We start from the raw sequence: 14,501 nt of genomic DNA, 5'->3' as shown, positions 1-14,501 counted from the left end.
ATGAAGCTTCAAGATATGATCGGACTTGCCGTTTTCGATGTGGAGGACGGGAAGCAGATTGGTAAAATACATGACTTTATGGTGACAGCTGATTGGCGGATCACAGGGATCGAGTTGGAAGGAAAAGGGCTTTTTTCTTCTCACGTGAAAATGGTTGCTTGGGATGACATCGTTGCTTACGGTGAGGATGCGATCATGATTCGCAATCAGCAGGCTGTCCGTAAAACGGAGGCCCATGATATACAACATACGTACTTGCTTGGACCCGGTAAACTGAAGGATCTATCCGTGCTAACAGAGGAAGGGCTTATGCTCGGGCACATCTCGGATGTTTATTTTGACCAGGAAATGGGCAATAACATAATAGGCTTGGAAATCAGCGATGGTTTTGTATCGGATATTATAGAGGGGCGGAAATGGCTGCCCTGCACCGAAGATATGTCCATCGGGGAAAATGCTGTTATGGTTCCCCCGTTAAGCGAGCAGCGTCTGGAAAAAGCCATATATTCTGTTAATGGATAGGGTGAGTTTATTGAGATGTCCGAATTGTAATTCCAAAGATATCGGCAAAATCGGCTCCCATCAATTTTATTGCTGGGGATGCTTTATCGAACTTCAGGTGAATGGTGAAAAAATGTCTGTCTACCAAGTGGAAGAGGATGGAACGCTCAGTTCGCTGGACGACCTATTCTTTGGAGATGAGATGGCACAACAGGACTTGCCGCAAATTCATGCTTCTTCCTAAGCTTGACACCGAAAGTGGACAGGCTGCTTGCTAAGAGGTGTGATCTACATACGCTTAGTAGGTTGGATAATGCTTGATAAAAACAACGAAGAGGGTGCCCTGAACGGCCATATTGGCTGGGGCACCCTCTTTTGTATACCGTTTTTGTGAAGATGGTTAGTTCTACAATTTAAAGCGTTTGACCTCTTCCAATAAAAGATCTGCATGAGAATCGAGTTTGGCAGAAAGGTCGGCAATATTGTTCATGGCATGACCTTGTTCTTGCACAGAGGAAGCCACTTCCTCTGTAGATGCTGCACTTTGTTCAGAAACAGCGACAACGCTGGAAATGACATCGGAAATATGTCCAGCATTCACACGGAGATGATCTGTGGCGGAGGTAACGTCCTCAATTTGGGCAAGCATATGCTGAGAAGCCCCACGAATGGATTCAAACGCCTGTCTCGTTGCAATGGCAGCATGCTCCTGTTCTACAGTTACAGCAAGAGCCTTCTTCATTTCCTCCGCGCTTTGTACTCCTGCAATTTTAATTTCTTCCAGCTTACTCATGATACTGTCACTGGAAGTGCCCGCTTGTTCAGCCAGCTTTCTCACTTCTCCCGCGACGACGGCAAAACCTCGTCCGTGTTCTCCGGCCCGTGCCGCTTCGATGGATGCATTGAGGGCTAGCAGGTTTGTTTGTGCGGCGATATCGTGGATGGCCCCGGCCAACCGCTCAATATCCTGAGTTTTCAGCGCGAGCGAATCTACAGCTTCTCCTGCCGCAGTCGTCGTTTGTCTGGACTCGGCGGCCAGTTTCGCTTGACGTTCTGCTGTTTCATACCCTGCAAGCACGGCAGAATCTGTTTCGAATACGGCAGTTTGGGTCCGTTTAACGCTTTCGCCAATCTGGTCGATGGAGCCTGTCATGTGAGTCAGCTTCTCAGAGCCGGAATATACAGCCTCAGCTTGATCGCTCGCTCCTTGGGCAAGCTCCTGAACTGCACTGGAGATTTGTGACGCGATGGTTCCAGTATCCTTAGCGTGCTGATGCATATCATGGGAAGCTGAACTGACATCGCCCGCCGTATCTGATACCTTGCGCAACAGGTGAGAGAGATTATCAGACATGATATTAAAATCTGTCCCCAGGCTGGCAATTTCATCTTTACCTTTAACATCAACACGAGCGGTCATATCGCCTTCAGCTATACGTTTGACATTCGCTTGGAGTCTGCGAATCGGCTTAATAAAGTTGTTTGCCGCCCAGATCGCCAGCAGCATAGCGACAATCAAGATGATAGCAACCGTTATAATCAACATATTACGAGTGGAGTAATACTCCTGAAAAGCAATATCTTTGGAAATGGACAACCCTACAATCCAGCCTGTGCTAGGCATCTTTTTAAAATAAAGCTGACGGTCACTACCATTATAGCTATAGTCTGTTTCTCCCGAAGCTGCGCTCAGCAGGGCCGCGGTTGATGAACCCAACTCGGGATTGTCCTTGAGGTTTTTGCCAGCCAGCTTGTTGTCTGGGTGCGCGATCACGGCTCCATTTTGGTCAATCAAAAATGCGTAGCCCAATCCGTTCAGGTCTATGCTTTTAATTATTTTTGTCATATCGTTGAGCATTATATCCTCGCTGACCACACCAGTGACGGAGCCATTCGAATTTTTGAGAGGCTTCGCAATAGAAATGGTGAAATTCGTACTATTTGCATCAATGTACGGGGACGAGTAATACATTTCTCCCTTGGTTTTGGCATCCTTGTACCACGGTCGAGCGCGAGGATCATAACCTGCTTCAAACCAGCCAGATCCATCCCAGTAGGCTCCATCTTCAAAGCCTGCGTAAATATTGGAAATATTTTGATCTTTATAGTTTTGAAAAGCTGCCTTCAGAGATACGGCTTTGGCATCTGATGAAATATCGCTGGATTCCAGACCTGCAGCCAATGTTTCAATAATTTTGGCATTACCACCTATCCATCCGTCGAGCTGATTGACGGTTTCGGAGGTTTTGCTGTTCATAAGCTCTTGGATATCATGATTGGCCTGATTTTTAACGCTTGTCATGCTAATGATCGACAATGGCCCAGCTGCAACGATAACAATGCAAGTGAAAAGGAGAATAAGCTTGATTTTTAAGTTCATGTAACGACCCCCGATGTTTCAGAAATGTGAAAACTTAAAGTAGTGCTTTGTACTTATATCGTCAGATGGAATGACTTTGTTAATTGTTTTCATCCGTTTTCATCATTTTTTTACAATGGTAATCTATGGGGCATTCCAGACTCGCGGGAAGGATTAAAGTAGAGGTACAGGCATATACTTAAAGGAGGCTAGTCCAGTAAGGGGGCACGAAATGGAGCAATTAACGAAAAGTAGACTGTTCCGGTACGGAATATGGACGCTGCTGGGACTTGTCATTCTATATTTTATCTGGCTGCTGCGACCTTTGTTTTTGCATTTGTATGAATTTCTGAAAACAATCATTGCTCCGTTTGCGGTAGCGATGATCATCTCCTATGTACTTAATCCGGTTGTCAGTATGCTGGGCGGTCGCAAGGTGCCTCGAAGCGTAGCTGTGCTGCTCATCTATGCTGTGTTTTTAGCCAGTCTCGTTGTGATTCTGATGAACCTGATTCCGATGTTCATTGAACAACTGGATGAGCTGAATGAGCATCTGCCTGAGCTGACCATGCATGCACAAGGATTAATGACGAATATGGATAGCGGCATTTTGCCCCAAGGGGTGCGAACGGGTATGAATCAATGGTTTTTCCAACTAGAGAATCGGATGGCAACAGGGATTTCTAACTTTATGGATAACATCGGCGGGATGATCAATATGCTGTTCAATGTGTTCATTGTACCGTTCCTCATTTTTTATATTTTGAAGGATTTTGATGTGTTCGAGCGGACGATTGTGTCTTACCTCCCGCGTTCTCGTCGCAAGGCGATTGTAACGGTACTTAAGGAAATTGATCAGGCGCTTGGCAACTATGTCAGGGGACAATTACTGGTATGCGTCATTATTGGAGTGATGGCTTATCTCGGATATATGCTCATTGGCATGCCTTATGCGCTGTTGCTGGCAGGAGTGGTTGCGATTTTTAACATCGTTCCGTATTTGGGCCCCTTTTTGGGAGCCGCTCCGGCAGTAGTCATGGCTTCTACGGTCTCCTTAAAAATGGTGCTTTTGGTCGTGGTCGTTAACACCTGTATTCAAGTGTTGGAGAGCAATGTCATTTCTCCCCAGGTGGTGGGACGAACGTTGCATCTGCATCCGATAGCCATTATTTTCGCTCTGCTAGTGGGTGGGGAAATTGCGGGAATTACCGGCTTGATTTTAGCGGTTCCCGTGATGGCAGTCTTAAAGGTAGGACTTCAGCATTTTTTTGCTTATTACGTGAAGCGGAAAACAATCTGATTTTGTCCATACACCGTATGTATCTTGTCTGAAATCGCGTTGACACGGCTAAATGACACGGATATACTGAGTTGAGTATGTTTAAATGTGTTTATCCAGTAGGGAAAGCTCATTTCGAAGTGCGGGCTGAACCCGCCGGGATGCTCCCGTTACCAGTGAAAACAAGGCGATCGATCGTCCGTTAAGCAAATGTTGGTGTGCAGCTTGCGCATGGGCATTTCGTACAGAGGGGACGGCGTTAACCAGGGTGGTACCGCGATACAATCGTCCCTGATCCGTTCAGGGGCGTTTTTCTGTTTTTTTATGGCCTGTGCCAGGAACCAGTGACACCATAATTAGGAGGCTACTTATATGAAAGCTAGTGAAATCCGCTCCAAATGGCTGGAGTTTTTTGAAAGCAAGGGACATGTGATTGAACCAAGCGCGCCGCTTGTTCCACATAAAGATCCTTCCCTGCTGTGGATTAATGCGGGTATGGCACCGCTTAAGCCTTATTTTGACGGACGTGTGAAGCCAGAAAATCCACGTATTGCCAATTCGCAAAAATGTATCCGGACGAACGACATTGAGAATGTCGGCAAAACGCGCCGTCATCACACTTTTTTCGAAATGCTCGGCAACTTTTCCATTGGTGACTATTTTAAGGAAGAAGTCATTACATGGGCATGGGAGTTTCTGACGGATCCAAAATGGATTGGTTTTGATCCGGAACGTCTGGCTGTAACTGTGTATCCTGAGGATGAGGAAGCGTACAAGCTGTGGAACGAAAAAGTTGGACTTCCTGCCGAGCGTATCATCAAACTGGAAGATAACTTCTGGGATATCGGTGAAGGCCCTTGTGGACCTTGTACGGAAATCTTTTATGATCGTGGCGAAGCCTACGGCAGCGACATGACGGACCCTGAAATGTATCCGGGGGGAGAAAATGAGCGTTATCTGGAAGTGTGGAACCTCGTATTCTCACAATTCAACCATAACAAAGACGGTAGCTATACGCCGCTTCCAAACAAAAATATTGATACAGGGGCTGGATTAGAGCGTTTTGCATCCATTTTGCAAAATGTGGATTCCAACTTTGATACGGATATCTTCCAGCCACTAATCCAAAAAACAGCGGCGATGGCAGGAGTAAAATATAACGAAAATGTGGACAGTGATGTGGCTCTTAAGGTTATTGCTGACCATGTCCGCACCGTAGCTTTTGCAATTGGTGACGGTGTGCTGCCTTCTAATGAAGGACGGGGTTACGTGATTCGCCGTTTGCTGCGCCGGGCTGTGCGCTATGGAAAAATGCTGGGCATGAACCGTCCATTTATGTTTGAGCTGGTGGAAACCGTTGGGGATGTCATGGGTGTGTATTACCCTGAGGTAGTGGACAAGCGTGATTTCATCATCAAAGTGATCAAAACGGAAGAGGAACGCTTCCATGAAACACTGACAGATGGATTGGCAATTTTGTCCGATATCAGTGCTCAGGCGAAGGCCGAAGGTCGCAATGTCATTAGCGGAGCAGATGCTTTCAAACTGTATGATACGTACGGGTTCCCATTCGATCTCACAGAGGATTATGCGGACGAGCAGGGCTTGAAAGTAGACCGTGAAGGTTTTGATGAAGCGATGCAGGAGCAACGCAAACGTGCCCGTGATGCTCATCAGGACAGCGCGAGCATGAAGATTCAGGGCGGAGCTTTGTCCGATCTGGCGGTTAAAAGTGAATTTGTTGGATATAATGACCTCGTAACTGAGTCTAAAATAGTGGCGATTGTATATGAAGATGTACTGGTGGACAGTGTTAGTGAAGGGCAGTCTTGTCAGGTCGTGCTGGATGTGACTCCTTTCTATGCCGAAAGCGGAGGACAAGTCAGTGACCAAGGCTTGCTGCGTGGAGGTACGGTAACTGCGAAGGTCGAAGGGCTGTTTAAGGCGCCACAAGGTCAGCATGTGCATCAGGTTGTTGTAGAAGCCGGTGAGCTGAACGTTGGCGATACGGTGAAAGCAGAAGTAGATCAAGCTTCACGTGGAGAAATTGAGAAAAACCATACGGCTACACATTTGCTTCACAAAGCGCTTAAAGAAGTGCTGGGTGACCATGTCAATCAAGCGGGTTCTTTGGTAGAGCCTGGGCGTCTGCGTTTTGACTTCTCCCATTTTGGAAGCATTACACCAGAAGAGCTGGCGGATATTGAACTGCGTGTAAACCGTGCCATCTGGAGCCAACTGGATGTTAGTATTGAACTGAAACCGATTGATGAAGCCAAGGCTCTCGGAGCAATGGCGCTGTTCGGTGAAAAGTATGGAGATATCGTACGGGTCGTTAAGGTAGGCGATTACAGCATTGAACTATGCGGTGGCTGTCATGTCAGCAATACTTCGCAAATTGGCTTGTTCAAGCTTGTCAGCGAGAGCGGCATTGGATCAGGTGTACGTCGTATCGAAGCGGTGACTGGACGTTTTGGCTTTGAATATATGGAAGGTCAATTAGAGCTGTTAAAGGTTTCGGCTGGGCTTGTAAAATCCAAGCTGTCTGAGGTGCCAAAGCGTATCGAATCTTTGCAGCAACAAATTAAAGACCTCAGTCGTGAAAATGAATCGCTGCAAAGCAAGCTGAGCGTTATTGAGGCGGGCCAGCTGACCGATCAGGTCGTGCAAGTAGGCGGGGTGCAGCTGTTGGCTGCACGCGTGCAGGCTTCCAGCATGGATGCGTTGCGTGCGATTGCTGATGAACTGAAAGGGAAACTTCCGGCTGCTGTGCTGGTGCTCGGCGCTGCAATGGACGACAAAGTTAATTTTGTCGTAGCAGTTCCGGCAGAGCATACCAAGGCTGGACTTCATGCAGGCAAGCTCGTGAAAGAAATTGCTGCCGTATGCGGTGGCGGTGGTGGCGGACGACCTGACATGGCGCAAGCCGGTGGTAAGGATGCCAGCAAGCTGGACGAAGCACTTCAACGTGCGCATGAACTGGTGTCGGCAGCCTCACAAGGATAAAGTTCGATAATTTTTGCGGATTTTTGGGAAAAAACGGGCTTAGATATTTCCTTGTAGGGCTTTGCTTATGGTATGATGTAAAAGAATAAGCTGGCATAAACATGTACACATGTTTTGTGGAAGCGAGGTGTCAACAATGGATTCCATGGACAAAACGGTCAAATTTAATGTCAAGGCAGATGAGAAGGAAGCTTCTGCTCAGGAGATTTTGTTGACCGTATATGATGCGCTGGTGGAAAAAGAATACAATCCGATCAATCAAATCGTCGGCTATTTGCTATCCGGTGATCCGGCTTATGTGCCACGGCATAATAATGCCAGAAGCCTGGTACGTAAAAAAGAGCGCGATGAGTTGATTGAAGAGTTGGTTCGTTTCTATCTCGCCAAGCACCGTTAGGAGACAGGCATGAAAGTAATGGGATTGGATTACGGGGATCGCCGAATTGGGGTCGCCGTAAGTGATGCCTTCGGCTGGACCGCCCAAGGATTGGAAGTCATAGAACGACGCGGTGACGACAGCGAGTTCGGTAAAATTGCAAATTTAGTTCGTGACAATGAGGTGGGCGAGGTTGTTGTAGGTTTGCCAAAAAACATGAACGGAACCGTGGGTCCACGCGGTGAGATTTGCATCGAGTTTGCGAACCGACTCAAGGAGTTACTGGGTTTACCCGTTCACCTTTGGGATGAACGGCTGACGACGCGTTCGGCGGAGCGTACGCTTCTGGAGGCCGACGTCAGCCGAAAAAAACGCAAGCAGGTGGTAGATAAACTGGCCGCAAGCCTGATCTTGCAAAACTATTTGGACGCACACAGTACAGGGTGAGGGGGATTTCGTAATGGCTGAAAATCAAGTGGGTATGGAAGAAGAGCCGGAAATTATTTATATTGCCGATGACGAGGGCAACGAGGAAGAGTTCGAGGTCATTATGAAGTTTGAGGTAGATGGTTCCGAAGCGAAGTACATGATGGTTGCGCCAGTGGACCCTGAAGCTGATGAGTCCGATGTGTACGCCTTCCGTTACGAGGAAGAAGGCGATGATATTAAATTGTTTGTGATCCAAGACGATGCCGAATGGGAAATCGTCGAAGAGACCTTTAATACATTTGTAGAAGAAGATGAAGAGGAAGACGGGAAATGACGATCTATTCACGTGAAGACCTGAGTTGGACCTCTGATTTGAAGGAAACGTTCGACGGCGATGTAGAGCTGCAGGATGAACAGGGCCATGCGATGCGCATGGAATTGGAAGCAGAGTTCAAGGTAGGTGAGCAACGGTACGCCGTATTGCGTAGACCTGGGGCTGCTGTTGGCGAACATGAACTTTACCATGTAAGCTTATCCACAGACGGCGAAATCTCCATCACCACCATTGAAGATGATGATGAGTGGGAAGATATTTCCGAGCTGTACGACGAATGTACGTTGCCGGAAGAACTGTAAGTCTGGATAACGATGAGATCAAACCTGAAAGGGCGGACCAGTCCGCCCTTTTTGGCTGTGAAGGAGTTGGGTGGATGTGAAGCGAAGGACAAGGATGTTTACGTTATTTCTACTGCTTATCATTATAGCAGGAGGTGCAGCCCTCTATATTTGGAATGCCATGCAGCCTGTTCAGCCCCAAACACAACCTGTTGCTTTTACGGTGGTGCAGGGAACAGGAACATCGGCTATTGCAGATACGCTGGAGCAAAAGGGACTTATACGTAATGCGCTCGTGTTTAAGGCTTATGTAAAATTCAAACAGCAAGGAAGCGCATTTCAGGCCGGAAAATATGAGGCGAAGCCTGGCGCAACCTTTGATCAGTTGATTACTAAGTTATCGGCTGGAGATGTTGTCAAAGAGGAAATGATTCGTTTTACAATCCCGGAAGGTTTTACGATTAGACAGATGGCTGATAAGCTGCAAAAGGAAGGACTGGCAGACCGGCAGCAATTTTTGCAGCTGGCCAACGATCCGTCCGCTTTTGACGTCGCGCTAGTGCGGGACATTCCAAAGCAGGCGGGGCTTCGCTATGCGCTGGAGGGCTATCTTTTCCCGGAAACCTATGAGCTGAAAAAGGGTAGTACGGCCAAAGATATTATACAGGTGATGCTAGAACAGACACAAAAGCGGTTGGAAACTGTTTCCGATTTGGATGCGAAGCTGAAACAGCGGGGTGAAACGCTGCATCAACTGCTGACAGTTGCTTCTCTCGTAGAGCGCGAAGTGGTTGTGGAAGATGAGCGGTCTGTAGTAGCTGGCGTCATTTATAACCGACTCAAACAGGATAAGAAGCTGGAAATTGATGCTACAGTTCAATATATGCTGGATAAGCAAAAGGAACGGCTGTATTACAAGGATTTGGCTGTGGAAAGCCCTTATAATACGTATATGCATCAGGGACTTCCACCAGGGCCGATTGCAAGTCCCAGTCTGAAATCAGTGATAGCGGCTTTACAGCCGAAAGCTACAGATTATTTGTTTTACGTGACCAAAAAAGATGGGACACATGAACATTTGTTTGCCAAAACGTATAAAGAACATTTGCATAACATTCAGGTAAGTAACCGTAAGACAAATTAGGAGGTGAGCCTATGGCTTACAAACCCGAACTACTGGCAACTGCCAGCTCTCCGGAGGATGCCCGCCATATGCTGGAGGCTGGAGCTACTGCATTACTTATTGGAGATGACCGCTTTGGAATGCGGCTGCCGGGACATTTTACACCGGACCAAATCCGTGAAGTGGTGGAAGAGGCACGGAAGCATACGGCGCAGGTATACGTATCCATGACGAATTTGATGACGAACGAGCTATTGCCGCTCCTTCCCGAATATGTGCAGACCCTAGCTGGATGCGGCATAGACGCCATTGAGTTTAATGATCCCGCAGTGCTCATGGCCGTGAAGGAGTACGCCCCGCATCTTAAGCTGTTCTGGAACGGTGAGATGATCTCCACCAACTTCGCAACCGCCAACTATTGGGGTGAAAAAGGAGCCTCCCGGGTCATTTTGGCTCGTGAGCTCAGTATGGATGAAATTACCGAAATGATACCAAAGTTGAACATAGAAGCACAGGTTCAGGTACATGGCATGACCAATATTTATCACTCCAAGCGTAAGCTTGTTCAAAGTTATATGCTGCACCAGGGACGTAATGTAGAAGGCGATTTGGGTAGAGGGCGCGGCTTGTTTCTGATTGAAGCAGAGCGAAAGGAAGAGAAGTTCCCCATCTACGAGGATATTAATGGGACACATATTATGAGTTCAGATGATTTTTGTATCATGGAGGACCTGCATATTCTGATGGAGGCGGGCGTGCATAGCTTTAAGATCGAGGGCTTATTGAAACCTACGGCTTACAATGAGGCGGTTGTTCGTGCTTATCGTAAAGCCATAGATAATTATACAGCTGACCCGGATGCTTATGCTTATGATGAAAGCTGGCTGGATGAAGTTCGCCGTCTTCAAGATCCGGAACGGGAACTTTCCTTCGGATTTTTCTATAAAGAGCAGGTTTATTAATTTTAAAATGAATTCACAGAGGGGGGAACGTCATGGGGACGATAACCAAAACAAGAAAATATATAGGTAAACGGAATCGTCTGGATAAGCCGGAGCTATTGGCTCCTGCCGGAAATCTGGAAAAGCTGAAGTTTGCCGTTCACTATGGCGCGGATGCTGTATATATTGGTGGACAAAAATATGGTCTGCGTTCTAACGCCGATAATTTCAGTTTTGAAGAAATGCGCGAAGGTGTAGAATTTGCTAACAAGTACGGTGCTAAGGTGCTTGTAGCCACCAATATCTATGCCCACAATGAGGATATTGCCGGAATCGAAGAATACTTGCGCAATCTGTACGAGGCAGGAATTCATGCCGTTATCGTCGCTGATCCGGCTATTGTATCCGTGGCATTGCGTGCTGTTCCTGGATTGGAAGTGCATTTGAGTACACAGCAGTCCACACTGAACTGGCAAGCGGTAAAGTTTTGGAAAAACGAGGGACTACCGCGTGTGGTACTGGGACGTGAGACCAGTCTGGAGGAAATCGAAGAAATTAAAAAGCATGTGGACATCGAAATCGAAGCATTCGTCCATGGTGCGATGTGCTCTTCATTTTCCGGCCGCTGCGTGTTGTCCAATCACTTTACAGACCGTGATTCCAATCGTGGAGGATGTTGTCAGTCTTGCCGCTGGAAATACGATTTGTTTGAGGATGCCCGCCCAGGTGAGGTTTGGATATCTGAGGAAGAGGCACAGGAGAGCAATGCACTGAAACAGTTCCAGCTCGGTGTTAACCAGCTTCCACTGTTCGAAGAGAGCGATAATGCCTTTTCTATGGGTTCCAAGGATCTGTGTATGATTGAAAATGTCCCTGATCTGATTGATGTAGGTGTAGACAGCTTTAAAGTGGAGGGACGTATGAAGTCCATCCACTATGTGGCTACCGTTGTGAATGTCTATCGTCAAGCGATTGATTCCTATATGGCTGATCCTGAAAATTATGTACTCAAACCAGAATGGATTGAAGAAATTAACAAGGCAGCCAATCGTCCGTTGAATACAGGTTTTTTCTACGATACACCGGATCATGAAGATCATATTTATGAGCCGGAAGAAAAGGCAGTCCCTTATGATTTTGCCGGACTGGTCATGGACTACGATGCCGCGAGTGGCATTGCAACCATTCAACAACGGAACCATTTTAAACCAGGGCATGAAATCGAATTTTTCGGTCCGAACGGAACATTCTTTAAACAAACGGTCGGAACGATCTGGGATGAGGAAGGCAACGAATTGGATGCTGCTCGTCACCCGCTTCAACGAATTAGAATGAAGGTAGATCAGCCCGTATCGTATTTTGATATGATGCGTAAAAAGAAGTAAATAAGCCTTAAGTCACAGGTGAAAAGATTCAAAAGCCTCTCCTATCGGTTGGAGAGGCTTTTTTTTGAATAGTTTTCTAGGAAAAAAGTTTCACAAAATTTAGTTGATACTCAAAGGAAAGCTACATTCCTTGTCGAATAGTTCCGATAGAAGTTATATAGATAATAGATACATAATGGATGACGTGGAATTAGAAACTAATTATATGGTGGTAGGTGAGAGAAATGGGTTTACGGAAAAAAGAGGGGAATACAGCAAAAAGGCAACCCAAGAAAACGGATCAAATGCAGGGTTTGAAAGGCAGTAAAGTGACAACGGATAAAGAGGAACAAAAGGTTGCGGTGTCTTCGAAGGTTGCCCCCTGGGTAGCTAAGGCAACTCGTAAAGGTACACACAATTTAAAGCGTTTACTTAAGCCGGAAAGGTACAGTAAAGATTTCATGCATTTGGTCAAAAACTATAATCCGATACGTTCGGTTGGAATGAAGTTGTTTCTGATCTTTTTTGCGGCAATTATGTTATTTGTGGTCAGCTTGGGGATGCTCTCATACTACAAGGCTAAAAGTACGATTGAGCAAAATGCAGCTACGGCTTATCAGCAGACCGTCCAGCAAACTTCAGAAAAGCTTGATATTATTCTAGAGCGCTTTCAAGACACGTCGACACAGGTATTTTTCGATACTGAATTAAGTGATCAGTTGCAAAAGGCAGTAAAGCAAGATAAAAATCCCTTTGCATCTTTTGTTGCTATGGGCGAAGTGAATAAGAAGCTAACGAATCTTGCTTTTACGAATAAAGCGATTGATTCAATGTACTTGTACCCGGAAGAAACCAATTTAGCTGCTATGGGCACCGGAACACAAAAGGATGTACGGCAGGAAGCGTGGTTTAAGGATATTTTGAAAAACAAAGGAATTGTTTGGCTACCTACGCAGGTGAATGACAATGGTAGCAAGACCTTTCGTCTGGCACGCTCCATGAACAGCATGTCTGGGTTGGGAGGGACTTATGTTCTGGTTATGGATTTAAAGTCCAGTGCGGTGGAGGACGAGTTAAAAGGTATTAATTTGGGTTCAGGCAGTATGATTAGTCTTGTGACAGACAAGGGTGAGTTTGTAGGTTCTAACAATGAGGGCTTGGCAGGAGGAAAGACAAAGCTGGATTACGTGTCCAAGCTTGAAGGGATCGAAGGAAATCAAATTATGGAGCAGGAAGCAGACGGCAAAAAGCAAAGTGTGCTTGCGGTTCATAATACACTGGGAACTTCCAAGTGGATTCTCGTGGGTGTAGTACCTGTATCTGAGCTGGTGAAAGACGCTAAGGGGATACTAACTACAACCTGGATATTTGCCGCAGTGGCTGCACTCATTGCATTGTTCATTGGCCTGTGGATCGTGCGCCTCGTGGCTCGGCCATTGACACATCTGAAGGATTTAATGGTCGAAGGTGCCAAAGGCAACTTGCAAATCCGAACGAACTATAAGGCTCAGGATGAAATTGGGCAATTGTCAGAAAGCTTTGATACGATGATGGAGCAAATTACATTGCTGGTAGAACAGACGAATGCCTCAGCTCAGGAGGTTCTGAATACAGCGACGGAACTAGGCGATGCCTCGAAGAAGACAGCCATTTCAGCCAAAGAAATTGCAGCAGCAACGGAAGAGATTGCTCATGGCGCCGCCAGTTTGGCAACAGAGGCTGAACGTGGCAGCGGACTTACCGGGAATATATCTCAGCAAATGGATACGGTTATGGCTTCCAATCATGAAATGAGTCTGGTCGCACAAGAAGTTGAACAATCCAGTGAACAAGGGACCATTCAGCTGAAAAATCTATTGAGCAAGACTAAGGTTACGGAAGAAACTACGCATGCTCTGGTGGGCAAAGTAGATGAACTGAAGAAGACAACTTCCGATGTCTTTAAGGTGCTGGACGTATTACAGGATATTGCTAAACAAACGAACATTCTATCACTGAATGCGACGATTGAAGCAGCACGAGCGGGGACGGCTGGGCGTGGTTTTATGGTGGTAGCTAATGAGGTTCGGCAGTTGGCTGAACAATCACGTCAAGCTATTCGTACGGCTACAGGCATTACTAACAACATCGTCAATGAAATGAATGAAACGGTACAGGCATTATCTGAGGTGTACCCGCTGTTCCGGGAACAGATGGGAGCCGTGCAGGAAACAACGGACATTTTCCAATCGGTTCAGCAGCAAATGGGAGAGTTCGCGCTACGATTGGGAACGGTCACTGCCTCCATTCATCATCTGAGTGAATCGCAGACCACTTTGTCCGAGGCAATGACCAATGTAAGTGCGGTAGCCGAGCAATCCTCAGCTACTTCGCAGGAAGTCGCTTCGCTCAGCACTGAACAGGCTAATATTGGTAATCAACTGGTAGGTTTGTCGGATAAGCTGGAAGGAGTATCAGTGAACTTGAAGGAACAGCTTTCGCGGTTTACGGTGTAGATATAACAAAACC

General features: G+C 46.6%; 13 protein-coding genes. 12 read left to right on the top strand and 1 reads right to left on the bottom strand.

Annotation, left to right across the window (positions count from 1 at the left end):
• Together NLX82_RS06445 and NLX82_RS06440 are read left to right on the top strand one after the other, a co-directional pair.
• On the top strand, positions 1-522 hold the full coding sequence (locus NLX82_RS06445) for a PRC-barrel domain-containing protein (protein WP_013311530.1): 522 nt from the start codon (positions 1-3) through the stop codon (positions 520-522).
• A gap of 10 nt (positions 523-532) precedes the next feature.
• Positions 533-745, top strand: a complete 213-nt coding sequence (locus NLX82_RS06440; RefSeq protein WP_013311529.1) for a hypothetical protein — start codon at positions 533-535, stop codon at positions 743-745.
• A 162-nt stretch (positions 746-907) separates the two neighbouring features.
• On the opposite strand, the gene NLX82_RS06435 is transcribed toward NLX82_RS06440, so the two are convergent.
• On the bottom strand, positions 908-2,881 hold the full coding sequence (locus NLX82_RS06435; protein WP_053325957.1) for a methyl-accepting chemotaxis protein: 1,974 nt from the start codon (positions 2,879-2,881) through the stop codon (positions 908-910).
• Between the two features lie 211 nt (positions 2,882-3,092).
• Between NLX82_RS06435 and NLX82_RS06430 the strand changes: the two genes are divergently transcribed.
• The 10 genes from NLX82_RS06430 (at position 3,093) to NLX82_RS06385 (ending at position 14,488) form a co-directional block, all read left to right on the top strand.
• Positions 3,093-4,160: an AI-2E family transporter gene (locus NLX82_RS06430; protein ID WP_023989907.1), complete on the top strand. Its 1,068-nt coding sequence runs from the start codon at positions 3,093-3,095 to the stop codon at positions 4,158-4,160.
• A 351-nt stretch (positions 4,161-4,511) separates the two neighbouring features.
• A complete protein-coding gene (gene alaS / locus NLX82_RS06425) occupies positions 4,512-7,145 on the top strand; it encodes an alanine--tRNA ligase (protein ID WP_053325956.1) in 2,634 nt (877 codons plus the stop codon).
• Between the two features lie 136 nt (positions 7,146-7,281).
• A complete protein-coding gene (locus NLX82_RS06420) occupies positions 7,282-7,542 on the top strand; it encodes an IreB family regulatory phosphoprotein (RefSeq protein WP_007431624.1) in 261 nt (86 codons plus the stop codon).
• A 9-nt stretch (positions 7,543-7,551) separates the two neighbouring features.
• Positions 7,552-7,968 (top strand): Holliday junction resolvase RuvX, encoded by a 417-nt coding sequence (gene ruvX / locus NLX82_RS06415; RefSeq protein WP_023989905.1) that lies wholly within the window; start codon positions 7,552-7,554, stop codon positions 7,966-7,968.
• Between the two features lie 13 nt (positions 7,969-7,981).
• Entirely contained in the window at positions 7,982-8,284 is a 303-nt protein-coding gene (locus tag NLX82_RS06410) for a DUF1292 domain-containing protein (RefSeq protein WP_023989904.1), read from the top strand.
• The gene (locus tag NLX82_RS06405) at positions 8,281-8,586 is read left to right on the top strand and encodes a DUF1292 domain-containing protein (RefSeq protein ID WP_053325955.1); all 306 of its coding nucleotides are present in this window, start codon (positions 8,281-8,283) and stop codon (positions 8,584-8,586) included. Before NLX82_RS06410 ends, NLX82_RS06405 begins: the two co-directional genes overlap by 4 nt.
• A 94-nt stretch (positions 8,587-8,680) precedes the next feature.
• Positions 8,681-9,709, top strand: coding sequence for an endolytic transglycosylase MltG (mltG, locus tag NLX82_RS06400; protein WP_034095082.1), 1,029 nt, complete (start codon positions 8,681-8,683; stop codon positions 9,707-9,709).
• 11 nt (positions 9,710-9,720) lie between these two features.
• Positions 9,721-10,650, top strand: a complete 930-nt coding sequence (locus tag NLX82_RS06395; protein ID WP_023989901.1) for a peptidase U32 family protein — start codon at positions 9,721-9,723, stop codon at positions 10,648-10,650.
• Between the two features lie 32 nt (positions 10,651-10,682).
• The gene (locus NLX82_RS06390; RefSeq protein WP_013311519.1) at positions 10,683-12,014 is read left to right on the top strand and encodes a peptidase U32 family protein; all 1,332 of its coding nucleotides are present in this window, start codon (positions 10,683-10,685) and stop codon (positions 12,012-12,014) included.
• 224 nt (positions 12,015-12,238) lie between these two features.
• Positions 12,239-14,488, top strand: a complete 2,250-nt coding sequence (locus NLX82_RS06385; protein WP_023989900.1) for a methyl-accepting chemotaxis protein — start codon at positions 12,239-12,241, stop codon at positions 14,486-14,488.
• The last annotated feature ends 13 nt before the right edge of the window (positions 14,489-14,501 follow it).

Origin of the sequence: Paenibacillus sp. A3M_27_13 (assembly GCF_024213315.1) — a bacterium.
GTDB classification, from domain to species: Bacteria; Bacillota; Bacilli; order Paenibacillales; family Paenibacillaceae; genus Paenibacillus; species Paenibacillus polymyxa_B.
The sequence above is the reverse complement of the archived record's forward strand: the minus strand, read 5'-3'. Positions and strand labels throughout refer to the sequence as shown.

What these genes read in the sequence shown, in the direction of transcription:
- NLX82_RS06410 (WP_023989904.1), top strand. Translation starts at nt 7,982, where the DNA reads ATGGCTGAAAATCAAGTGGGTATGGAAGAAGAGCCGGAAATTATTTAT.
- NLX82_RS06395 (WP_023989901.1), top strand. Translation starts at nt 9,721, where the DNA reads ATGGCTTACAAACCCGAACTACTGGCAACTGCCAGCTCTCCGGAGGAT.
- mltG (WP_034095082.1), top strand. Translation starts at nt 8,681, where the DNA reads ATGTTTACGTTATTTCTACTGCTTATCATTATAGCAGGAGGTGCAGCC.
- ruvX (WP_023989905.1), top strand. Translation starts at nt 7,552, where the DNA reads ATGAAAGTAATGGGATTGGATTACGGGGATCGCCGAATTGGGGTCGCC.
- NLX82_RS06430 (WP_023989907.1), top strand. Translation starts at nt 3,093, where the DNA reads ATGGAGCAATTAACGAAAAGTAGACTGTTCCGGTACGGAATATGGACG.
- NLX82_RS06405 (WP_053325955.1), top strand. Translation starts at nt 8,281, where the DNA reads ATGACGATCTATTCACGTGAAGACCTGAGTTGGACCTCTGATTTGAAG.
- NLX82_RS06385 (WP_023989900.1), top strand. Translation starts at nt 12,239, where the DNA reads ATGGGTTTACGGAAAAAAGAGGGGAATACAGCAAAAAGGCAACCCAAG.
- NLX82_RS06390 (WP_013311519.1), top strand. Translation starts at nt 10,683, where the DNA reads ATGGGGACGATAACCAAAACAAGAAAATATATAGGTAAACGGAATCGT.
- NLX82_RS06445 (WP_013311530.1), top strand. Translation starts at nt 1, where the DNA reads ATGAAGCTTCAAGATATGATCGGACTTGCCGTTTTCGATGTGGAGGAC.
- alaS (WP_053325956.1), top strand. Translation starts at nt 4,512, where the DNA reads ATGAAAGCTAGTGAAATCCGCTCCAAATGGCTGGAGTTTTTTGAAAGC.
- NLX82_RS06420 (WP_007431624.1), top strand. Translation starts at nt 7,282, where the DNA reads ATGGATTCCATGGACAAAACGGTCAAATTTAATGTCAAGGCAGATGAG.
- NLX82_RS06435 (WP_053325957.1), bottom strand. Translation starts at nt 2,881, where the DNA reads ATGAACTTAAAAATCAAGCTTATTCTCCTTTTCACTTGCATTGTTATC.